General features: G+C 62.2%; 16 protein-coding genes. 1 reads left to right on the forward strand and 15 read right to left on the reverse strand.

Features of this window, described 5'->3' with window-relative positions:
• Positions 1-196: 196 nt before the first annotated feature.
• Together KB449_RS30865 and spoIIE are read right to left on the reverse strand one after the other, a co-directional pair.
• Positions 197-790: a hypothetical protein gene (locus tag KB449_RS30865; protein ID WP_282912020.1), complete on the reverse strand. Its 594-nt coding sequence runs from the start codon at positions 788-790 to the stop codon at positions 197-199.
• A gap of 40 nt (positions 791-830) precedes the next feature.
• Positions 831-3,437, reverse strand: a complete 2,607-nt coding sequence (spoIIE, locus tag KB449_RS30870; RefSeq protein WP_282912021.1) for a stage II sporulation protein E — start codon at positions 3,435-3,437, stop codon at positions 831-833.
• A 377-nt stretch (positions 3,438-3,814) separates the two neighbouring features.
• Here spoIIE and KB449_RS30875 point away from each other — a divergent pair, with 377 nt between their 5' ends.
• Positions 3,815-4,495: a peptidylprolyl isomerase gene (locus KB449_RS30875; RefSeq protein ID WP_282912022.1), complete on the forward strand. Its 681-nt coding sequence runs from the start codon at positions 3,815-3,817 to the stop codon at positions 4,493-4,495.
• Between the two features lie 239 nt (positions 4,496-4,734).
• On the opposite strand, the gene KB449_RS30880 is transcribed toward KB449_RS30875, so the two are convergent.
• The 13 genes from KB449_RS30880 to KB449_RS30940 form a co-directional block, all read right to left on the reverse strand.
• Positions 4,735-5,193 carry a S1 domain-containing RNA-binding protein gene (locus KB449_RS30880; protein WP_090117826.1) on the reverse strand — a complete coding sequence of 153 codons (459 nt, stop codon included), beginning with the start codon at positions 5,191-5,193 and terminating at the stop codon, positions 4,735-4,737.
• A gap of 143 nt (positions 5,194-5,336) precedes the next feature.
• Positions 5,337-5,654 carry a septum formation initiator family protein gene (locus KB449_RS30885; RefSeq protein WP_282912023.1) on the reverse strand — a complete coding sequence of 106 codons (318 nt, stop codon included), beginning with the start codon at positions 5,652-5,654 and terminating at the stop codon, positions 5,337-5,339.
• Positions 5,655-5,773: 119 nt separating this feature from the next.
• On the reverse strand, positions 5,774-6,397 hold the full coding sequence (yabQ, locus tag KB449_RS30890; RefSeq protein WP_282912024.1) for a spore cortex biosynthesis protein YabQ: 624 nt from the start codon (positions 6,395-6,397) through the stop codon (positions 5,774-5,776).
• The gene (gene yabP, locus KB449_RS30895) at positions 6,394-6,675 is read right to left on the reverse strand and encodes a sporulation protein YabP (RefSeq protein WP_282912025.1); all 282 of its coding nucleotides are present in this window, start codon (positions 6,673-6,675) and stop codon (positions 6,394-6,396) included. Before yabP ends, yabQ begins: the two co-directional genes overlap by 4 nt.
• A 121-nt stretch (positions 6,676-6,796) precedes the next feature.
• On the reverse strand, positions 6,797-7,078 hold the full coding sequence (locus KB449_RS30900) for an RNA-binding S4 domain-containing protein (protein WP_282912026.1): 282 nt from the start codon (positions 7,076-7,078) through the stop codon (positions 6,797-6,799).
• A gap of 3 nt (positions 7,079-7,081) precedes the next feature.
• Positions 7,082-7,354 (reverse strand): HU family DNA-binding protein, encoded by a 273-nt coding sequence (locus KB449_RS30905; RefSeq protein WP_090117831.1) that lies wholly within the window; start codon positions 7,352-7,354, stop codon positions 7,082-7,084.
• A 190-nt stretch (positions 7,355-7,544) separates the two neighbouring features.
• Complete coding sequence (gene yabN, locus KB449_RS30910) at positions 7,545-9,029, reverse strand: bifunctional methyltransferase/pyrophosphohydrolase YabN (protein ID WP_282912027.1); 1,485 nt, start codon at positions 9,027-9,029, stop codon at positions 7,545-7,547.
• Between the two features lie 1,089 nt (positions 9,030-10,118).
• The gene (locus KB449_RS30915; RefSeq protein WP_282912028.1) at positions 10,119-11,807 is read right to left on the reverse strand and encodes an oligosaccharide flippase family protein; all 1,689 of its coding nucleotides are present in this window, start codon (positions 11,805-11,807) and stop codon (positions 10,119-10,121) included.
• A 404-nt stretch (positions 11,808-12,211) separates the two neighbouring features.
• Positions 12,212-14,332, reverse strand: a complete 2,121-nt coding sequence (locus KB449_RS30920; RefSeq protein ID WP_282912029.1) for an alpha-galactosidase — start codon at positions 14,330-14,332, stop codon at positions 12,212-12,214.
• A 167-nt stretch (positions 14,333-14,499) separates the two neighbouring features.
• Positions 14,500-16,854: an MGH1-like glycoside hydrolase domain-containing protein gene (locus KB449_RS30925; protein WP_282912030.1), complete on the reverse strand. Its 2,355-nt coding sequence runs from the start codon at positions 16,852-16,854 to the stop codon at positions 14,500-14,502.
• Between the two features lie 472 nt (positions 16,855-17,326).
• Positions 17,327-19,750: a spermidine synthase family protein gene (locus KB449_RS30930; protein WP_282912031.1), complete on the reverse strand. Its 2,424-nt coding sequence runs from the start codon at positions 19,748-19,750 to the stop codon at positions 17,327-17,329.
• A 7-nt stretch (positions 19,751-19,757) separates the two neighbouring features.
• A complete protein-coding gene (locus KB449_RS30935) occupies positions 19,758-20,600 on the reverse strand; it encodes a carbohydrate ABC transporter permease (protein WP_282912032.1) in 843 nt (280 codons plus the stop codon).
• A 6-nt stretch (positions 20,601-20,606) separates the two neighbouring features.
• Positions 20,607-21,554 (reverse strand): carbohydrate ABC transporter permease, encoded by a 948-nt coding sequence (locus KB449_RS30940; RefSeq protein ID WP_282912033.1) that lies wholly within the window; start codon positions 21,552-21,554, stop codon positions 20,607-20,609.
• Positions 21,555-21,788 lie beyond the last annotated feature (234 nt).

The following is a 21,788-nucleotide window of genomic DNA, read 5'->3' on the forward strand; positions in this document are numbered from 1 at the left end:
GACGCGGCGCGAGGCCGCTGCTGTTCATCATCACCGATTGCTTGTTATCGTAGAGCCAGAAAACTTGACTCACCTCCGTGCGCGATCGCCGGCATGGCATGCGCTGATTCGTATATCTATAGGAACCCCTGTCGGGGAACAAGGTAAACGCTTAGGCGGGCGATGAGCGTCGTGCTGCCCGCGAATGATTGCGACGTCAGCATGTCGGATTGAGTGCCGCCTCATCGATTCCTGCCTCTGGCGGTCCGGTCGTGCTCACTTCCGCTTGCTGCCGATCCACGTCCCGGCGCCGGCGGTTCGGGAGCAGTCGTCCCTGCACGGACGCCCCTGCCCGCAATCGCGCGAGCTGGCGGATATCGGACATTTTGCGATTGCGGAGCTCCTTCATGCGGTGAGCGTCCATCGGATAGGAGAGATCTCGACGCGCCTTCCTGGGCGCTATTTTCGCCTGAATGCCATCCTTGACGTCCTCCGCTTCGGCCCCCCGGTTCGCCGTCCCCTCAGTCGCCGCCCGGATCGGCAGGACCAGACGCAGGTCGGCCCTTGGCTGCCGGTCTGCCAGACTGCGCTTGGGCTGCATCGGCAGCGCCTGCCCTGCGATCGAGGACGAAAGCCCTGGCGACGGGCGCACCGCTGCGGCCTCCAGCCGCCGTACGGCCAGGTAGACTTGCTCCGCGATCGCTTCGATCCGCTCGTCGGTCAGCGTGCGGGTATCTCTGCCGAGCATCGTCCGGTCTCCGAGCCTCACCTTATTACCCCCGCCAAGCTTGCTCTGAATCCGCAGCACCATTCGAATCGCTCCCTCTTTTAATTTTGAAAATAACATCGCCTTAGCTCACCGTCCTTGGCCGCTCGACCCTGGATGCGCCCGTCCACCTGAAGGACGCCCACTCGGGCTGATGCTTGCTGATGCGGGTGACGACGACCGTCATATCGTCCTTGACGCCGCCGCCCGGATGCTGCCGGAGGGCGATGTCGAGCAGCTCGTCAGCGAGCTCCTGCGGATCCTCGGTCTCGATCTCCTGCAGCACCCGCTTCATCCATAGCTCCTTGTTCATCGCATGCACGGCGTGCCCCGGCGAATCGAGGATGCCGTCCGTCATCATGACCAGCGTATCGCCCGGCTGCAGCTGGACCCGCAGTACGTCGATCTCGATCTCCTGCAGAATTCCGATCGGCAAATTGCCCGCGGCGAGGGGAATGACCTCACGGCCGCGCTTGATAAAGCTTGGCGTAGAGCCGATCTTGAGCATCGTCGCGCCGGCGCTGTACAGATCGATGAGCGCCAGGTCCACGGTCGCGAACGACTCCTCGGGCGAGCGCAGCATAAGCACCGAGTTGACGGACTTGATCGCAAGCCGCTCGTCGATCCCCGACTGGAGCAGCTGCTCGAGCATCGACAGCGCCGCGCTGCTCTCCATGCGGGCCCGCGCGCCGTTGCCCATGCCGTCGCTGAGCGCGACGGCATACTTGCCGCTGCCGAGCTCGATCGCGCTGAAGCTGTCGCCCGAGAGCACATCGCCGTCCTTGGCCGCGCCTGCCATGGCGGTCTCCACCTCGAATGCCTTGGCCGAGGCGAAGGACACCGTCGTGAGCCGGTCCGGGCGGTCGGAGGTGCGCTCGGTACGGACGGACACGGTCTCTCCGAGAATGTCCGACAGGAGCGGCGCGATCACCTTCCGGCTCTCGTCGAAGCCGGGCTTGAACGCATGGACGATCTCGATCTCGATCTGCCCCTCCTCGAGGCTCACGATATCGATGTGCTGAATGGCGAGGCCCAGCTTGTCGAGTTCCTCGCGGATCTGCTCCTCCTGGTGGCTCTGCTCCCGCGCCTCTCGCCGGATTTCCCTCACCAGGTCGTCCATCACCTGGGAGACGCCCGACAGCTGCTCGGCGACGAGCATTCTGCTGTCCTGCAGCTGCGTCCGCCAATGCAGATCGTGACGGTACAGCTCATATTGGCGCTTGAGCACGTCGAGGACTTGCGGAACTCTGACGCACTGCTTGTGCAGCGGCTTAGGAATGTCGGCCGGCGAGAGATTCGGTCGTTCCTCTACGGCGGACATCAGATCGGTCATCAGCTTGTAGGTCTGGAAAAACTGCTCGTCCCAGCATGCGCCGCGCTTGTGGCAGGTCGCGCAGTTGTGCTCGTGGACGGCGTTGATGAAGTGTTCGAAGTCCTGGTTCTGCCTGGCCGTCTCTCCCGCCTGCGTCATCTGCGTGAAGCTGCGGGACAGCTGGCGGAACACCTCGGAGAAGCGCTCGACCCGCGCAGCCGTCAGATCGCGAACTTTTTGCGCGTATTCTTGCTGGTTGCGTGCATAATTGGAGGTGCCCGGCACATATTGTGCTATAGAGTCCGTCCAATACTTGGGCGTGAAGGCGATCAGGACGGAAGCGGCGAGCGAAGCCCAGATCGACGCCATTGTCTCGGCCGAGCTGCCCGTGTACAGCGCGAGCACTGTCGTGCCGAGCAGGAGGCCGAACACGGCGGCCGCCTTGCCGCCTTCGCGAAGCAGGCCTGCCAGCAAGCCGCCGAAGGCGAGCAGGCTGATCTGCGGCACGGATCCGAGATCCGACAGGCTGAGGATGATCCCCGCGACGACGCCTGCGGACGTCCCTAGCGCCGGTCCCGCCGAGAGCGCGAACAGCAGGACGATATATCGCGTGAACACGGCGACCAAGGCGACGCCGTAGATCGTCCAGCCCGTAAGCCCCGTCATGACTGAGGCGAGCAGGATCATGAGGCCGATCCACTCTTCATGCCGCAGCCTGGCTGCCTTCGAAGTCTTGGCCAGCAGCGGCATCGCATGCACGAAGAGCAGCGTGAGCACCAGGGACAGTCCGGCCTCGACGCCGGTCAGAAGATAAGGCAGCCAGCCTCCGTCGTCCTGCATGACGGTGCCGAACAGTCCGACCAGCAGACAGGATGCGAGAACGACGATCGGCGCGTGGGACAGGTCGGCGCGTTCATACGCCTCCAAGCCGCGATACAATAGATAGATGACGCCGATCTGCGCAGCGATCGCAGCCGGCTCCGGGACCTGCGCCCAGAAGCTCCCCGCGATCAGCCCAATCGCCGCCCACCAGGCATGCTCCCTGCGCATATAAAGCGTGACGCCGTAGTAAGCCGCCGCAAAAGGCGCAATCCCTTCCAGCATGGAGGCGCGGCCGAGCAGGAATCCGAGAAGCGCGACCGCCAGCAGCCACAAACCCTTTTTCCTTTCCAGCGACGTCCCCCATATACTTCGCTCCTTCACGGCGCCCGAGTGGCCGACCGCGGCCAAAGCGCCTCCTCCCGTCATTGCCGGCCCGTCCTTTCTGCCGAACCACTGCTTTCCTTTGCTTTTCCCACTTGCTTTGCGCTTGTTCGATGCTGCCGCGCCCGCGTCTTGCCCGGACCGGGGAACGAACGGAATGACGGATGGCTTGTCCATGTCTGGCACCTGCTTTCCTATGTTCGATCGCGTGAATGTTTTTAATTATAGAAGGGCGCAATCAGGAAGTTTGTCAGACCGCGTTGGCGAACGAAAAGTTTTTTCCGACAGATCCCACGTCTGAAAAAGGCGCTTGGCGCGGTTCCGATTTATGGCGGCACGATGCGGTTTATCTTGTCTTCGTCCGCTTTGCGTCTTCTGCAAAACGTTTAAAACCGCCGCTATCCGACGGCATATCGGAGCCGCTATGCTGACGGCATTCGAGGACGGTTTGACGTACGGACGCGAATCGCGGACGACCTGCGGCGACATGGAATTACTTTCTGGCGATATGCTATGATACGGGGGTGAAAACAGGACAAGGGGGCTTACGAATAATGAATACGAAAAGAACGCGAACCGTCGGCATACTGCTGCTCATCGCTGCCGTGCTGATGCTCATCGCGGGCTGCGGCAATCGCAACAATCAAACGGGGGGCGCATCCGCACCCGCATCCGAGTCGGCGGCGCCTTCATTTGATCCTTCCTCGGATAACGACCCGGTCGTCACGATCGAAATGGACAGCGGAGACAAGATCGTCATCGAGCTGTATCCCAAAGTCGCGCCGAATACCGTCAACAACTTTATCTCTTTGGTTAAAAAAGGCTTCTACGACGGCACGGTCTTCCATCGTGTCATCCCCGGCTTCATGATTCAGGGGGGCGATCCGGAAGGTACGGGCTCGGGCGGACCCGGCTATACGATTAAAGGCGAGTTCACGGCAAACAACGTGGACAACCAGCTGCTCCATACCCGCGGCGTTCTCTCCATGGCGCGGAGAGGCGACAGCAATGACAGCGCCGGCTCGCAGTTCTTCATTATGGCAGCGGATTATCCGTCTCTGAACGGTCAGTACGCTTCCTTCGGCAAGGTCGTGACCGGCTTGGAGACGGTGGACAAGATCGTCGCATTGCCGACCGGGGAGCAAGACCGTCCCGTCGAACCGCCCGTCATGAAGAAGGTCACCGTCGACACGAAAGGCGTGGATTATCCGGAGCCGGAAAAGATGGCCGAATAACGGCACTCCGTCCAGACGTAACAGAAAACCGCCGGGAGGTTTCCCCGGCGGTTTTCTGTTTGCCGCAGCGCTTTGGCTTGTTTCATTTGACGCTATTTGAGATCTCTTGCGAATAGGTTGGACTTTTTTTCGTACCGACCACGCCCATATCTGGCCGTAAAAAAACAAAAAGCCGGACTCTTAAGTCCGGCTGCATATCTATATCGCGCAACACGATCCAATTCCGGGAGGGGCTCCGATCAAGAACGGCGGCCGCCTCGTCCGCCACGCTTGGATTCTGTGCTCTTCTTCAGGTTGGAGATGCGTTCTTCGCTATCCTTCAGGAAGCGGGATACTTTGTCCTCGAAAGTGGCGCGGACCGGTCCTCCGGGTCTGAAGTTCCTGCCTCCGCGATCGCCTCCGCCGCCGCGAGGTCCGCGCGGGGGGTATTGCTGCTGTTGTTGTTGCTGCTGTTCGGGCGGTTTGTCTACCGCTTGCCGGATCGACAGCCCGATCTTCCCGTCTTTGTCCACGTTGATGACTTTGACGGTGACGGCGTCGCCGACCTTCAGATGGTCCTTGACGTCCTTGACGTAGCTGTCTGCAATCTCGGAGATGTGCACGAGGCCCGTAACGCCGCCGGACAAGTCCACAAACGCTCCGAAATGCGTGATGCCGGTAACTTTACCCTCTAATTTGGAGCCCACTTCGATGGCCATAAAAACCGAATTTCCTCCCTGAAGAAAGTGTGCCGAGATCCTAGCGGCTTCAAACGATAAGTCCGGCTGTGCTGATTATAACCGATCTAGAAAAGTAAGGTCAACCGACGTCCGCCCTTGCGGGGCTTGGCCTCGCAGATTTCTCAAGGGGTCTTCGGCTTGACGATGATGGATTGCTGGCCTGGACGGGTCATTCCCTGCTGTATGGCGATCTGCCCGATATACTCATCGTCGTGCAATCGGACGATCTCTTTCTTGAGCGTCTCGTTCTTCTGCTGGACCTCGGACAGCCTGGTCTTCACGTCGTGCAGCTGCGAAGATCGCTCGGACGTGTGCTGCTGCTGTACGACCAAGGTGTAGACCGCCCAGCTCATGAACAGAAGGACGAAAAGAAGCAAAAGTTTGAGACGTCTCTTGAGTCCGACCGAAGCCGGGGTGTTCGCTGTAGTGCCAGTTGGCATTCGGTCGCTCCTCCTAGCAGTCCCTTGCGCACGCTATAAAATGGTGTACTAATTATAGCATAATCCCGAGAAACCGAAATATCCTTCTATCGTCATGCTTTACGGACGGATTGTGTCGATTATTCGTCGGGATCCGGCTTATCCGAAGGATCGTCCGGTCCTTTCAAAACGCGCCATACTTCCTTTACCCGTATCCCAATCCGCTGAAACAGCTGCCTTACGCGGTGAAACTGCTTGCGAACCGGCAGCAGCCTGTCCCATAGCCATCGGCCCGGAGGTCCAAGCGGTCGGAGCAGCAGCTTGGCCAACCACAAAAGCAGAGCCGCCGTCACGACGAAAACCGCGTCAAGCAGGCTCGCAAGCGCGCGCACGATCCACATCAGAGGGACGACAAGCAATATCCGCACGATGCGCCAGAGGAGCAGCCCCAGCTTGCGCAGCGCCTCGAATATCCAGCCCGCCGCCCGCAGCACATACGAGCTGAACAAGCCGAAGTAAGCGCACACGCCGATGCCGATGCCCAGGAACACGTAGAGGCGCACTTCGCCGTAGTTCACGCCAAGCAGGATGCGGAACACAATCAGCGTAGCGGCGACCCAGTACAAAAGATCGAACAGCGGGAGCAGCCAACGGCGAAAACGAAGACGAGCGGCGGCGGCCCGATAAATATCGAAGACGGTACCCATGCCGAGCCCGCACAGAATCATCGCGCCGATCGTCGACCAGTGGACGGCCGCGTTCACCGGAAGAGCTTTCCGAGCAGGCCCTTCGACTTGGCGGCGGCTTTGCCGTCCAGGTAGACGAACGCGTCGATCGTGCCCTCGATGGTCACGAGCCCCTGCTCCAAACTTAAATTTTTCATATGAAGGCTATGCCCGCGTACCGCGAGCGGCCCGCAGGACGTGTCCAGCAGAAACTCCTCGCTGTCGAAGCTCTCGACCTGGCTCACGCCCGTGATATCCATCAATTTGCGGTTCTGCAGACGAACATCCTGCACCTTGCCGCTCTTCCCCTGGTCCATGGCGCGTCCCTCCTTTAGATGAGACTAGCATATGGGCCTGTTCGAGGAATTAGAACGGACATGCCGGATAATGCGCGCGCATAAAAAAATCCCTTATCCCCGGGCTGGAGATAAAGGATTTTTAGAGGAAAAAGTCGTCGCTCTCGCGCTTGCGCACTTCTTCCTTAACGATCGAGTAGAGGCCTTCGGCATCTTCCTTTTTGGTCGATTCGAGGAGCTTCTCAACGCGGATTGTCAGGATGCGCTGGCCGTACTGGATCTCAAGCTCGTCGCCAATCTTCACGTCGGCGCTCGGCTTGGCTTCGCGCCCATTGAGAAGGACGCGTCCCTGATCGGACACGTCCTTCGCGACGGTGCGCCGCTTGATCAGCCGCGACACCTTCAGAAATTTATCGAGGCGCATCGATTACTTGACTGCGTCCTTCAGCTTGTTGCCGGCTTTGAAGGCAGGAACCTTGGAAGCGGCGATCTCGATCGTTTTGCCAGTCTGCGGGTTGCGGCCTACACGGCCGGAACGGCTGCGGGTCTCGAACGTGCCGAAGCCGATCAGTTGAACCTTGTCGCCGGACGCCAGCGCGTCGGATACTTCGCCCAGGAAGCTGTTCAGAACGTTTTCTACGTCTTTCTTCGTCAGGCCGCTTTTTTCGGAAATGTTGTTGATCAGGTCGGTCTTGTTCATGGTTAAAATTCCTCCCGTAATTGGAAATCGTAAATTGGGTTGGCGCCGTCCGCCATAGAATCTTGTTGTTGACGCAAAAGCACGAAGGTTACTATTCTTCGCCAGCCGATAAAATCCTGCAAATTCCGCGAAAAATAATTCGAAAAAAAGCGGAAAAGCGCGGTCTTGAGCGAAAAATAGCGCCTTAGAACTAGTCGACGGCGTGCTTGGCTTCTTGCCACCAACCTTCCATCTCTAGTAAATCAGTTTCGTCAAACTTGCGGCCGCTTATACTTAGCCGTTCTTCGATATAGCGGAAACGGGCGGCAAACTTGCGGTTCGTGCCCGCAAGCGCCTCCTCCGGATCCGCATGGATGAATCGGGATGCGTTCACGACCGCGAACAGCAGATCTCCGAACTCCTCTTGCTGGCGCTCTTGCGATTCGTCCCGCACCGCCGCCTTGAGCTCGTCCAGCTCCTCGGCGATTTTGTCCCACACGCCTTCGAGATCCGGCCAGTCGAAGCCGACGCCGGACGCCTTCTTCTGAATTTTGTGCGCGCGCGGCAGCGCCGGCAGGTCTTTTGGAATGCCGTCTAGCAGCGACACGCGCTCCGGGCGTCCCTTGAGCCGCTTTTCCTCGGCCTTCATGGCCTCCCAGTTCCGCAGCGCTTCCTCGGCATCGCCCGCGTTCTCCGTGCCGAATACGTGCGGATGGCGGAAGATCAGCTTGTCGTTCAGCTCGGCGAGCACGTCAAAGACGTCGAACGCGCCGGTCTCCTCTTCCATCTGGCTGTGCAGCAGAATCTGCAGCAGCACGTCGCCGAACTCTTCCTTCATGCCGTCCGGATCGTCGAGATCGAGCGCTTCGATCGCCTCGTACGTCTCTTCGATGAAATTGCGACGGATCGACTGATGCGTCTGCTCGCGATCCCAGGGGCAGCCCTCGGGACTGCGCAGTATCGAAACGATCTCGTGCAGCCGCTCGAACGAACGCCGCCGGAGCCCGGCATCTTCGCTGGCGGGAACGTAGACCAACGTCAGGTTGCCGTAGCTCTCCTGGCGGTCCAGATCGTGGAGCGGAATGCGCGCGATGCGCTCCTCGCCCGCGATGCCGAGCGCCTGCCCGAGCACGATCTCGTGATCGTCCGGATAGACGCCCATCAGCGTGAGCTTGACGTCCGAAGCGGTATACGCGTCGTAAACCTGGCCTACGACGGTATGCAGCGTCGGACGCAGATGCTCGCGCTTCAGGCTTGATGCGTCCAGCAATTGAAAACCCTCGATCGGATCGAAGCCCAGCCTTACGAATGCCTGGTCGAGGAAGCTCTCTCCGCCCAAGATGTCAAGCGAGATGCCGCGCGCTTCGGATCGCTCGCGCAGCAGCTGGACGGTTCGCTCCGCGACCATCGGATGGCCGGGCACGGCGTAAGCGACCGGCTGTTCCGGATTCAAGGCCGCCTGGCTCAGCAACGTCTCCGCGATATCTTCGTATACCTGTTCAAAACTGTCGCTGCGCTCGTACAAGGCGTCGAACGGCTCCATCGCGATGCCGCGCTTCGCGAGATCCGCGACAGCAGGGTGGTCCGCGGTGCGGCAATAGCGGATGCCGGCTGTCTCCAGCGATTTCAGAATGCCGAGCGTCAATTGGTCCTCTCCGCCGGAGCCAAGCCCGACGACGATGATGGCTGGGGGCATGCGGTACTCATCCTTTCCGGTGCTCGAAGGTCGATAAGCCAGTATAGGTTTAAAATGGAGGCGAAGTCAAAATGCGGGCTGCCAAGAGACGAGGAAAAGTGCGATAGTAGCGGAAACGTGGGGCATGGAGCGAGAAGGTTCCGCTAGTGAATTTGGCTGAAAATTTTGGGGAGATGTGGGGGCGCGGAGTTGACGGTTCCTATGTCTGATCCGTTTTAACAATATCCCTTTGGAACAGGAACGTCGGGAAACAGGTCGGCGGGTTCCATCGCCTGCTATAGAGAAGGCGTTTGTCCGTTTCGCAGGTCGGCGGGTTCCATCGCCTGCTATAGAGAAGGCGTTTGTCCGTTTCGCCGGTCGGCGGGTTCCATCGCCTGCTATGGGGAAGGCGTTTGTCCGTTTCGCCGGTCGGCGGGTTCCATCGCCTGCTATAGGGAAGGCGTTTGTCCGTTTCGCGGGTCGGCGGGTTCCATCGCCTGCTCTAGGGAAGGCGTTTGTCCGTTTCGCCGGTCGGTGGGTTCCATCGCCTGCTATACGGAAGGCAATTGTCCGTTTCGCGGGTCGGCGGGTTCCATCGCCTGCTATAGGGAAGGCGTTTGTCCGTTTCGCGGGTCGGCGGGTTCCATCGCCTGCTATGGGGAAGACGTTTGTCCGTTTCGCGGGTCGGTGGGCCCCATCGCCTGCTATAGAGAAGGCGTTTGTCCGTTTCGCCGGTCGGCGGGTTCCATCGCCTGCTATAGAGAAGGCGTTTGTCCGTTTCGCCGGTCGGCGGGTTCCATCGCCTGCTATGGGGAAGGCGTTTGTCCGTTTCGCGGGTCGGCGGGTTCCATCGCCTGCTATGGGGAAGGCGATGGCCAGGTTCGCGGGTCGGTGGGCCCCATCGCCTGCTATACGGAAGGCAATTGTCCGCCAATGATGGCCGGAGCGTTGCCTGAATGAAGGGGATACCGTTAAAACGCCGCGCAGAGCATTCGTTGCGGAGCATGACTTTTAAAACGTGAGAAGCTCGGGACGTGTGGGTGTATATTCAGCCGTGTCAGAGCACGTGTATCGATCGCGCTGGTGCGGTCAGCGGGCCATGCTCCAGCGCTACGACGCGGGTGGCGGGCTGCCGGATTTGGCTGGAGTCTCGGGCGACCGGCGCGAAGCGGGCTGCAGGCGGTGCAGCCACCGCTCGGCGCGCGAGCCTGCGACGCCGGGAAGCGCGCGCCATTCGCGCGGGCCGAGCGCGCCGGTAGCAGCTAGCGCCGCAGCGAAGGCAAAGGCGCCAAGCGCAATGCACGGCAGCGCCGTGAGCAGCGCAGCGCTACGCGGGCCGAGACCGCGCGTGAGTGCGGACAGCGCGAGCGAACCGCCGGCGGCGGACGCGGCCAGCACCGCCAGCGCAAGCGCGGAGCGGCCTGCTGCGGCGAAGCGCGGGACTGGCAGCGCGCCCAGGCGGTGCAGCGCGCGCAGGTTGAGGGCCGCCGCGGCGGCATAAGCGCAGGCGGCGGCTGCAGCAGCGCCCGTGATGCCAAAAGCAGGCACGAGCGCTGCGTTAAGCGCCGCCTTGACGAGGGCGGCAAAGGCCAAATGGAAGGCCGGCGAACGAAGGTCGCCGAGCCCCTGAAGCACGGCGGCGCTGACGGCTTGCAGCGCTGCGCCGAGGGCAGCAGCGCCCAGCACGGTCATTGCGGCGGTACCGCGCGCGTCTGCGAACAACGCGATGTTAATCGGCCGCGCAAGGATGGCCAAGCCGATGGCGGCAGCGCCGCCGAACCACCAAGCGAGACGCATTGCGAACGCCGCCTGCGCGCTGCTCTCGGCATCGATGCCGGGGCCGGAACGTGCCATCGTCAAGCTCGGCACAAGAGCGGCGGCTGCGCCGCCGGCGGCCATGGACACCAGCTGCAGCAGCGCGACGCCGCGGTTGTATTCGCCGAAAGCGGACATGGCAGCGGCAGCTGTATCGCCTGCGCTCTGCAGGAACCGCGGCAGGGTAAATGCGTCGATCAGCCCGAACAGCGGCGCGACGACGGATCCCGCGGCGACAGGCAGCGCCACCCGGACGATCCGGCGGAGCAGGATGCGGCCAGATTCTTTTGGCGCGAGCGTAGCCGCAGCTGCAGCTGATGCTTGGCGCTCGGCGCGATCGTAGACATGGCTGCGCCGGCCGGCGATCAGCATCACGGCCAAGCCGGCCGCAGCGCCGGCCGCCAGACCGCCATGCACGGCGGCGGCCGTCGACGCCGCCGACCAGTCCCGCTGGAGCGCCCAACCGAGGGCGCACAGCATGAACGCGACGCGGGCGCACTGCTCCGCGAGCTGCGACAGGGCCGGGCGGCCCATCTCGAGCCGCCCCTGGGAATAGCCGCGCAGCGCGGCCGTAAGCGGCGCCGCGAGCAGCGCGAGCGAGGAGGCGCGGATCGCGTCCGCCGCCTCGGGCGCGCCCATCCAGGCGGACAGCGTATACGCCGCAGACCAGAGCAGGGCGAACGCGGCCAGGCCGCTCGCCGAGAGCAGGGCGGCGGCATAGCGAAGCAGCCGCCGCGCCCCGCGCTCGTCGCCGGCGGCGATTCGCTCGGCGACAAGCGCGGATACCGCGACGGGGATGCCTGCCGCCGCCAGCGTCATCCACATAACCGCCAGCGCGTAGACAGCGCTATAAAGGCCGAAGACGCGGTCTCCCGCCAGATTCTGCAAAGGAATCTTCTGCAGCGTGCCGATGAGCTTGGACAGCAGCGCGGCGCCTCCGAGCAGGGCGGCGCCGCGCATGAGTTGCGATGGTTGGCTTTTCAAGACGCTTGGCCGGCCGCGGCATGCCGCGATCGGCGCTCCTCCGTTCATGCGCATTAAGTGAGACCATTATAGCACAGTGAATTGGAGCTCGAATTGCATGGACAAACCGGTTGGCGGCACACTCTCCGTGCCTTCGGCACTCGAGTTGCACGTCAATTCGACTTAAAAGCACTCGCTCCGTGCCTTCTGCACCAGACTTACGCGACATAACCAACTAACGGCGCACGCTTCTAACCATCAGACCCGAGTTGCACGGCAAAATTGTTTAAACGGCAACTCTCCCGGCTCGCGTTACGGCTCACGCAACAGCACAAAAAGCGCCGCACCGCCGGCTCGCTGGCAGCGCGACACTCCGATGTCGGACGGCTGCACGCACGTATTGACGTCAGCCGCTCGTATGACCTCTATGCTCCGCCTTCCACTTTTCGCAGAATAAATAATCCCGACTGCTCCTCCGCATAATCCGCGAACAGCAGCCCGGCGTCCATCAGCTCCGCGCCGGTCAACCGCCTGGGGGGGCCGCCGTCCAGGTCCTCCAGCTCGTATGTCGCATTCGCGTCCAGCGCCCGCAGCACGATGTGCCGTCGCGTCTCGTTGCCGTCCAGGCGGAACACGAACAGCAAGTGCTCATCGCCGCCCTCCAGCGCATACTGGAATGCGGCCCACCGCGGGCCTCTGCCCTCGCGCAGCGGCTGCCCGGTCAGCCGATACAGATCGCCGTCTTGCACGAAGCGTCGGATGGTCGTCCGGTACTGCTCCGCATGACTTGCAAGCCGGTCGCTCAAGGCCTTGGGCAGGTCGGGCAGACGCTGGGAAACGCCGAATGCGCCGAGCATGCCGATCCGCGTGTAGTAATCGAACTGCGCGATCGTGAGTGCGGGGCTATGCGGGTCGAAGCGCTGGCGCGGATGCTCGCAGATCCAGTCGGAGTAGCTCCAGTGCAGCGCCCGGTCGGCCGCGAGAAACGTAGATACGCCCCAGAAAATCTGCAGGCTGTGCTCCGGCCAGTCGGGATCGCTGAGAAAGGATGCGTGCGTATGCCGCGCCATGCCCAGATCGAGCCGCAAGCCGCCGGAGGAACAGTTCTCGAGCAGCACGTCAGGATGCGCCTCGCGCAGCCGGTCCAGCACGCCGTACAAGCCTAGAATATGCTCGTACAGACCGTCTCCTGCGCCGTGTCCGTGATCGCATCGGTCGCAGCCGGCCTTGGGATCGACATTGAAGTCCAGCTTGATCCAGTCGCAACGATAGGTCCGGATCAGCCGGTCCAGCTCCGCATAAGCCCATTCGCGCGCCTCCGGATTGCCCAGGCATACGTAACCGAGCGGCTCGCCTTCTCGGAGCGCTGGAAAAGAAGGGCGGCGCTGGGCGAGCGACGCTTGCGGACCCAACCCTTCGATCTCGCACCAAAAACCGAAGCGCATGCCGAGACCGCGCACGTATTCCGATATCTCTCCTATGCCGTTCGGGAAGCGAGCGGCATTCACCTTATCCCAGTCGCCCCGAATGTCGTGCCAATGCAGGCTCCCTTCGGCATCGCCGAACCAGCCTGCGTCCAAAGTGCAAGCCTCGAAACCAAGCTTTGCCGCCTCGGCGGCGTTGGCCTTGAACGTATCCGCGTCGATCAGTTGGTCTTCGTAGCTGAACCAGTGGTTCCACTCGACCGGCAGCTCGTCGGACACTGCGCTGCGGGGATACCAGTTCCGCCTGCCGATGCGCGCAAGCGGGATCGACACCGTATTCAGGTCCCCGCCGCTGCCCAGCGCGACTGCGACGCGGGGGCTTTCCATCGTTTCGCCCGGCGCCAACGCCTTGAAAAACGCCCAGTCATTCAGCCCGGCCGCGACCGATACGCCGCCATCCTCCCGGCGCTCGAAGCGAACCTTCCAGTTGCCGGACCACATCGGGCTGACATGGAGCAGCGCCCCGTCATCCCTTGCGAGCACGACCCAAGGATGCATGCCTTTGGAGGAGCGGCCCCATCGGGTTTCGGCGACAAAGGATTCGCCAAGCGGCGTCTCCTCCGGCTCGAACTCGGCCCCCCAGTCGCTGCGATAGGACAGCACCCGCCACTCTCCCTCGGATAGCTCGAGCTGGAGGGGATCGATCCGTTCCACGTGGAACGGTGCCTCGCCCGCATTGCGGACCGTCACCCATCGCTCGAAAACCGGCTCGTCTTCATAGATTACGGTGTGACTGTCAACTTCAAAGAAAAGCCTGTCGCAGCGCAGCCGGACGGTGTGATGCCGGACGCCGGGCGCCGGCGAGTAGACTTCCGCGCCCATACGCCTGAGGCTGGCGGAACGGCCTCCGAACCGCGCGCCTCCAAGCTGCAAGACGAAATCGCCGCCTTCTCTAATACCGTGGCTCAGCACCGGCTGGCCTGGAAGGCCGAGGCGGCTCAGTCCCGCACTCATGCCGTTCGCATGCGCATAACGCAGGCTGGCAGTCGACCAATCCGAATCGCCTGCGGCATGTTGCTTTCCATGCGCTTCTAGGCCTTCGTTTCCTCGCTTCCCCGTCATCGTCTCCCCTCCTCCCGCACGCCATCTGCTTCCCGATGCAGCTGACTCTCTTTAAACTTTGGGCGGCTCTTCGCCTGTTTGGCCATCTCCGTCATCCACATGTTCTATGTTTAAATCGCTGACCCATGAGACACAACTGGACTCGACTGCCCTCTTACCTGCGGCAGTTACCGCTCCACGCGTACCTCGAACGTACCGCACCCTGAAATTGGGATGATCGCCTCTCCATCCGGTCCGTCCTCAAGGCTCTCGACCAGATTGCCGTTCACGTAGATGCGCGCACCGGCAGCCTGCGGCAGATCCATGCGAATCGTCCAGCCTTCTCCGTCCAGCTTTACTTTGTATAAGTCCGCACCTTCGCCAAGCGCGACCTCAAGGTCGAGAGAAGCCGCGCATGCGCCTTCGCCAAGCGAGACACGCCGAATCGCCGCTTCGCGCCATGCGGACGGCAGCCGCGGCCGCAGCGCGAGTTCCTTGCGATGAGCCTTCGGTGCAATGCCGAACATGAACCGCACGATCGGCCAATGAATGCCGTAGTTCGTCCAGGCTTGAACGAAGCAGCCGTAATCCGGCGAAATCTCGCTGATCGAGCCGGGCAGACGCCGTCCGAAGGTGGACGCAATCAGCTTCACCAGGCGGAGCGACTCGTCCATCCGATCGTAACGCGCCTCGGCCACCGCCTGCACGCCGGTCGAGATCGTCATCATCTGCGTGCGGTACATGCCGGACAAATACGTGCCCGCATCGCCCGTGAATTCGTCCGTACCCATGCGCGCGAGCGCCCGCACCGCCTTGTCGCGGGGCGCCAGTCCCGTTTCCATCGGCGTGTTGATGACCCAATTCTTGAACAGCCAAGGACGCTCCTCGTCCGGCGGCAGGTCCGCGATCTCCGCTTGCATCGACCGCATCTCCCGCACCGCGCGATCCGCGCCCATTCCCTCGGCCCGCGCGATATAGACAGGCATCCGCTCGCGGACGGCCTCGACGCGCGCCATGGCGTCCGCGTACAAGCCCTCTTTTTCCAGCCACAGATCCGTGTTGATCTTGTCCGCCAGCCGTCCCGCCGTCTCGCGCCAGTCGTGCGCGGCTTCCGCGTCCCCGAGCAGCTCCGCCATCTCCGCCCCTGCAAGAAGTGCCGACCATGTATAGACGGCGGTGTCGATGAGCTCGACGTTCAGCCCTTCAATCTCCGTGATGCCGTAGCCTTCTGGGAGCAGGTCGCCGTCCGGATCCATCTCGCCGAGCAACCATTCGAGTCCTTTGCGAACGGTCGGATAGGCCCGCTTCAGGTATTTCAAATCGCCCGTCCAGTCGAAAATCTCGCGCACGCTCTGAATATAGTGCGGCGTCTCCTGCGTATTGCCCGGATTGGCGACAAGCCCCCAGGTCGTGAGTTCATGAATGATGCGGCCGTTGCCGTTGGTACGCTCGGACGCCTCGCGGATAAGGTCGGACGTCTCCACGGCAAGCGCCTGCCGGCCGACGGCGAGCAGCCCGACCAAAGCGTAGCTGTTGTCGCAGCCGAACCACCACGGGTACTCGGGAATGCCGGCCGTCAAGCCTCTGCCGACGCCGGGCACGTCAAGTACGAGCCACTCGCTGTGGATTTTTGCCCAATCGAAAACGCTGGCGAGCGCCTCGTCCGGTATATCCAGCTCCGACAGGGAGAGCAGCGATTCATAGCGCAGACGCTTGGCTCTGCGCATGTCGGCGTGGCCGTCGCGGATGCGGGCGTACGCTTCCGCTGCCTCGGCTTCCGATTGCGCGGAGCCTGCGATGAAAAATCTCAGCTCGGCCGTACCGTTGGCCGGCAACGCGATCTGCATGCGCAGGCTTCCCGTCGCGCCCTTGCCCGCCGTTCGCGTGCGGGAAGGCAGCGTCGACTCGATGTCGACGTGCGGCTCGCACCCCGGCGCGTCGCTGCCGAAAACGACGAACCAGGAATGGTCCCGGTCTTTCGCGACGATTGCGCCCAGTTCTTCGTCCGCTCGCGCTTCGTCCGGCGCATCCTCAATGCCGGCTTCCTCCGAGAACCATACCGGGCGAAGCTCCGTCCGGCCCTGGAAAACGACCGTCAGCTCGCGATCGCGGCCGCTCGTATCGCGTAGGCGATATTCGACGACGAATCCCGGATGCTCGTCCGGACAGAACTGGCTGCGAGCGGCTTCCAGGCCGAGATCCGGCATTGCGTAGTCGTGCTCATTGAAGTAAGCGTAGTTGCGAAACGCGTCCGCCTTCTCTAGCCATGCGCCGCCGGCAGGATCCGCAGTCTCGGCCAGATGAAGCCAAAAGCCGTCCATGAGCTTGATCGGATGCGACCACAAACCGCCCATTTCATCCGGAATGTGGTGGCCAAAGTCCGGAAATCCGCCGTCCTGGCCTCCGATCATCGTGCTGCGGTGTCCCGCGCAGACAAACAGATCCATATCGTCCGTCTCTTTGGTCTCCCGCCCCGCCGTCATGCCGGCAAGGCGAAGGGCAGCCTCTAATTGCGGCGGGTTGTCCCCCCATTGTTGGGCCATCGGCAATTCGCTCCTTCCGAGCTGCGTTAAGTTTGTATGTGGCCGCGTACTGTCTTATACCTATTGCAGATGTATGAGCCTAGCGGCCAGCGGGCCAGCGTGTCGGCTGCAGCCCTACTGCTTGAACTCACCGGGAGTACGCGGGAGAAGTAGCTGCATATGGGCAACTAATTTTGACTGCCCCTACTATTAGGGGTGATTAGTGTTATAAGGCAGCTATTCCAGAACAATCAGCGGAAAAGACCTATAACCGGCGAAATAACAGCCTATCGGCATCTATTTTTTAGTGAACGTGCATTTTGGGGGAAATAACTGCTTACGGGACGTTATTTTCATCGTCATCCCGCTGCCGTGAGGTGACCGACCATCCAGTATTGAAGAGAGTGCGAAGCGACGCGGTCAAGCGAGCGGGTTTTCCAATGCCGTCGGCGCGTCCTATGCGCGCCCCATCTCGCTTCGCCGGCGCAGCGTTCTATGCACTGCCCGTCGATTTTGCGTCTGCGGCACTGCCACTTCCCGGCCGAAGCGCCGACAGCGCCACTACCAGCGCATAGCAAACGATCGCCGCCCCGAGCGCCCAGCGCAGCCCCGCAGCCAGCGCGAGAGCTGCGCCGAGCCAGGAGCCCCATACGCCCGCGATGCCGTTCACCGCGAACAGCAAGGGCGAGCTGCCCCGCTGCCCGCGCTCCGCGGCTTCCATGCGGAGCGGCAGCGGGACGCCCATGAGCAGCCCCAGCGCAGCGGCGGCAATACCCAGCACGGCCAGCCGCGCGCCCAGGGCCAGGCCGTACAGGCCGCCGCCCCACAGCGCTTCGGCCGCGGCCAGCAGCGCGATCAGCAGCGCGGCGCCGCCGGCGCCCGCCGTCTCGGACAGCCGCCGGCGTCCCGCGAGCCGGCTGCCGAAGCTGCCGCCGATCAGCATGGCCAGCAGCACGACGGCGGTCGCGGCGGCCGGACTGCCCGCGTATTTCATCGCCTTCTGGATGAAAGCCGCCTGCAGGCACATATAGCCCACGCCTACGAGCAGGCTGACGAGCAAGGCCTTGCCGCCCGGACCGGTGCGGACGCGGTGCAGCCCTGAAGCCTGCTTCGGCGGCGCGACTTCGCGCCACCACACCCAGACCGCGAACAGCGCCGTCAGGCCGGCGATGACGCCTAGCCAAGTCTTCAGCGAGCCCGGCATGCCCGGCGTGAGCTTGTAGAAAAACGGCTTGTCGTCGGACGTCGGATACACGCTGAAATCGCTGTCCCGGACGAACGCGTCGAACGACTGCTTGCCTTCGATCAAAGGCTGCAGGAACTGCTCGTTGGTCTCCGGCAGGAACAGCGTCTGCAGGGCGAGCGCATTCGCGCCAGCACGCAGCGTATCGAGCTGGGAAGAAGCGAGCGGGGTGCGCTGGATCACAGTTAAGGTGAGACCTGGTCCCGCCGATTGGTCGGAGGCCATGAGCAGGGCGGCATGCTTCACCGCCGTCGCCGGCTTCGCTCCCGTCACGTCCATCAGCGCCCCGAGCCCGGTGTAGAAGGCGCGCACGCCCTCAATCCCCTGATGCGAGATCACGATGAGGCGCCCGCCTTCGTTCAACCGTTCCAGATACGCGCGAAACGCCTCCTGGGTAAACGCATAGTTCTCCGTCAGCGCATGCCCGTTAACGCCGCCGACCTGCGAATAGACAAGGTCGAGCGCGATCAGATCGTAGCGCTCGCCGCTCCGCTCGAGCACCGTGCGGCCGTCGCCGACGACGGCCTTCACGCCGGAGCGGTCAAGCAGCCCGCCGTTATAGGCGGCGTCCTCGCGCATGGCGCGCACGATGCCGTCGCTAAGTTCGACGGCGGTTACATTCTTAGCGCCCGCGAGCAGCGCGTACAAAATATCCCGGCCGCCGCCGGCGCCGACGATCGCCGTCTTGTCGGCCGGACCCGCCGCGAACGGCAAAAATTCGATGTCTTTGGCAAGCCCCGCCACCGAGGCGAGATCGCCGTCGAACTTGTACATATAGCTCCCCGCGCCGCCGTCGATGAACACGGTCTTGCGCGCGGGATCGCTGCCGGAGACGACGTCCGCCCGGGCGAACGCATCCCATTCGGTCCGCTCCAGCGTCGCGCCGGGCTGCCGGAGCGCGCTCACGATTGTCTTATCCGGCGCAGCGCCGCGCATGCCGGCGTAATCGATGTTCCACCAGCCTGCGCCGGATGCCAGGCCGACGACGACGGCCACGAGCGGCAGCAGCGGTGCGAAGCGCAGCCAGCCGCGACGCTTCGGGCCGGCCACGGATGGCGAAAGAGACGGCGCAAGCAGCAGCACGGCCGCGGCAAAGGCGGGAATGGACAGCGCGAACATCGCCTGCAGTCCGCCCCAGAGTTGAATCAAGCCGTAGGCGGCGGCCACGCCGAGTCCGGCGCCCAGCAGGTCGGCGGCGTAGAGCGAGCGCGTGCGGACGCCGCTCGCCAGCGCGAGTCCCATGCACCAGCCGAACAGAACGAACGGCATGGCGCCGAGCAGCGCGTATACCGCCAACTGGTCGACGTAAGGGAATTGGGCAAGGAAAAGGCTGAGCAAGGCGATGAATAAGCCGAGCTCGAGGGCCGCGAGACCCGCGGATCGGCCGGAAGCCGCATTAGAGGCGCCCGATTCGTCGGCAACGCCTGCAGCGGCCGCGGTCGAAGAGGCGGCTGCACGCCCCGCCGACTCCGACTGCCTGCGCGCCGCATAGCTGCCTGCCCCGATGCCGAAGACGGCCAGCGACACGACAAGCGATACGTAGTGATACTGCAGCAGCACGCCGAATACGTTGGTGAGCGCCATTTCGAGGCCGAGCGCGGACGCCGACAGACAGCCCAGACCCAGCATCCAGCGAAACGCTCCGCTTTTTCCACCACCACCCGCTACAGCCATCCGTCCGTCACCCCTTCATGCCGGTCAGCGTAATGCTCTCGACGAAGTACTTTTGACCGATAAAATAAAACAGCAGCGAAGGCAGCATGGTCACCATAGAGGCCGCCATCAGGTAGTTCCACTGCACGTTGTTCTGGCTCTTGAAGAAGTTGATGCCGAGCGTGAGCGTGTACAGCTCCGGTTTGCTCAGATACAGGATCGGCTGCATGAAGTCCTTCCAGCTGTCGTTGAACTGGAAGATCGTAATCGTCACGATCGCCGGCACGGTCAGCGGGAGGATGACCCGCCATAGAATGCCGAAGGTGGAGGCGCCGTCGATCTTGGCCGCTTCCTCGAGATCTGCCGGGATGGACATGAAGAACTGCCTGAGCAGGAAGACGAAGTAGGCTTTGCCGAAGAACAGCGGCACGATGAGCGGATAGAAGGTGTTGATCCAGCCGAACTTCGTAAACATGTAGAACTTCGGAATCATCGTCACGGTGTCCGGCAGCATCATGGTCGCGAGCGTCAGGATGAACAGGAACGACCGGCCCCGCGCTTTGAACCGGGCGAAGCCGTAGGACACGATGACGCAGGAGACCACGGCGCCGATGATGGAAAGAACGGTGATGATGATCGTGTTGTTGAACCATTGACCGAACGGCAAGCTTGTGAAGGCGGTCTTATAGTTGCTCCACTTGACCGGATCCGGGATCCACTTGGGCGGCCACGTGAATACCTGGTACGATTCCTTGAGCGAGGTCGAGAGCATCCAGGCGAAAGGAACAAGCATGACGAGGGAGCCGATCGCCAGCAGGACGTAAATCAGCGAATTTTTGAGCAGCAATCTGCCGCGGTTCGTAGTGGTCATGTGGCCTCAGTTCCTTTCCCCTTCGTAGTAGACCCAAGCCGCCGAGGATTTGACGACGAGCGCCGTGAGCGCCAGGATCAGGATGAAGAGCACCCAGGCCAGCGCGGAGGCGTAGCCCATTCTGAAGTTTTGGAACGCGTGATCGAACAGGTAGAAATTGAAAAACAGCGTGGAGTTCATCGGTCCGCCCTTGGTCATGACATAGGCTTCGCCGAACGTCTGCATCGCGCCGATCACGCCCATGACGAGGTTAAAAAAGATCGTCGGGGTCAGCATCGGGATCGTGACGTTTTTGAACTTCTGCCAGCCGCCGGCGCCGTCCAGCTCCGCGGCTTCGTACAACGAAGGCGGAATGCCCTTGAGTCCGGCGAGCCAGATTATGACGCTGCCGCCGACCGTCGACCAGAGACTCATAATGACCATGGAGGGGAGCGCCCAATGCGGATCGAAGATCCAGCCCGGGCCCGCGATGCCGAAGTAGCCGAGAATCGTGTTCAGCAGGCCGATCTGCGGATTGAAAATCCACATCCACAGCACCATGACGGATACGCCGCTCACGACCGCCGGCAGGTAGAAGATCGTGCGGAACAACCGCATGCCCCGAACCGCCTGATTGAGCAGCAGAGACAGCAGCAGCGACGCGATGAGGCCGAGCGGCACGGAGAAAACGGAGTACAACGCGGTCACCTTGAGCGACTGCCAGAAGAGCGGATCGTGATTGAACGCGGTATTGTAGTTTTTGAAGCCGACGAACTTCGCCGGGGTTAGCATATCCCATTGATTCAGGCTGATCCAGAGGGAGGCGACCATCGGTACGGCGAAAAAGATGAGCAGCCCGATCAGCCACGGCCCAGTCAGCAGGTAGAAAGTACGTTCCTCCTTGCGCTCCGCTTTGGACAGGCGGCGCTTGGTCTTGACGGGCGTGTATTCGGATGCGTTCGCTGCCTTTTCCATGATCAAACACCTCTTTCTTTTTGAAAATGCCGCAAGGGCGGCGGATAGCTGCAAAAATGCAGTTAAATCTGGTCGCAAATCGAGGGCCGCAATTCATGGAGCCACTTTGCAATGGGGCCGCTTTTGAGCCGCAAGGGTGAATTAAGTGCATTTTTACAGCTATCGAATCCGGTTGCCGGTGCGCGTGTCGTTGTTGCGAGTGCGGGAACGCGCGACCGTTCTTGCCCAGACGCC

The sequence above is a fragment of the Cohnella hashimotonis genome, assembly GCF_030014955.1.
GTDB classification, from domain to species: domain Bacteria; phylum Bacillota; class Bacilli; order Paenibacillales; family Paenibacillaceae; genus Cohnella; species Cohnella hashimotonis.

Excerpts from the sequence above, each read along its gene's own strand:
- KB449_RS30875 (WP_282912022.1), top strand. The coding sequence starts at position 3,815 with ATGAATACGAAAAGAACGCGAACCGTCGGCATACTGCTGCTCATCGCT.
- yabN (WP_282912027.1), bottom strand. The coding sequence starts at position 9,029 with ATGCCCCCAGCCATCATCGTCGTCGGGCTTGGCTCCGGCGGAGAGGAC.
- KB449_RS30865 (WP_282912020.1), bottom strand. The coding sequence starts at position 790 with ATGGTGCTGCGGATTCAGAGCAAGCTTGGCGGGGGTAATAAGGTGAGG.
- KB449_RS30940 (WP_282912033.1), bottom strand. The coding sequence starts at position 21,554 with ATGGAAAAGGCAGCGAACGCATCCGAATACACGCCCGTCAAGACCAAG.
- KB449_RS30930 (WP_282912031.1), bottom strand. The coding sequence starts at position 19,750 with ATGGCTGTAGCGGGTGGTGGTGGAAAAAGCGGAGCGTTTCGCTGGATG.
- spoIIE (WP_282912021.1), bottom strand. The coding sequence starts at position 3,437 with ATGGACAAGCCATCCGTCATTCCGTTCGTTCCCCGGTCCGGGCAAGAC.
- KB449_RS30880 (WP_090117826.1), bottom strand. The coding sequence starts at position 5,193 with ATGGCCATCGAAGTGGGCTCCAAATTAGAGGGTAAAGTTACCGGCATC.
- KB449_RS30905 (WP_090117831.1), bottom strand. The coding sequence starts at position 7,354 with ATGAACAAGACCGACCTGATCAACAACATTTCCGAAAAAAGCGGCCTG.
- KB449_RS30920 (WP_282912029.1), bottom strand. The coding sequence starts at position 14,332 with ATGACGGGGAAGCGAGGAAACGAAGGCCTAGAAGCGCATGGAAAGCAA.
- KB449_RS30935 (WP_282912032.1), bottom strand. The coding sequence starts at position 20,600 with ATGACCACTACGAACCGCGGCAGATTGCTGCTCAAAAATTCGCTGATT.
- KB449_RS30925 (WP_282912030.1), bottom strand. The coding sequence starts at position 16,854 with ATGGCCCAACAATGGGGGGACAACCCGCCGCAATTAGAGGCTGCCCTT.
- KB449_RS30885 (WP_282912023.1), bottom strand. The coding sequence starts at position 5,654 with ATGCCAACTGGCACTACAGCGAACACCCCGGCTTCGGTCGGACTCAAG.
- KB449_RS30900 (WP_282912026.1), bottom strand. The coding sequence starts at position 7,078 with ATGCGCCTCGATAAATTTCTGAAGGTGTCGCGGCTGATCAAGCGGCGC.
- yabP (WP_282912025.1), bottom strand. The coding sequence starts at position 6,675 with ATGGACCAGGGGAAGAGCGGCAAGGTGCAGGATGTTCGTCTGCAGAAC.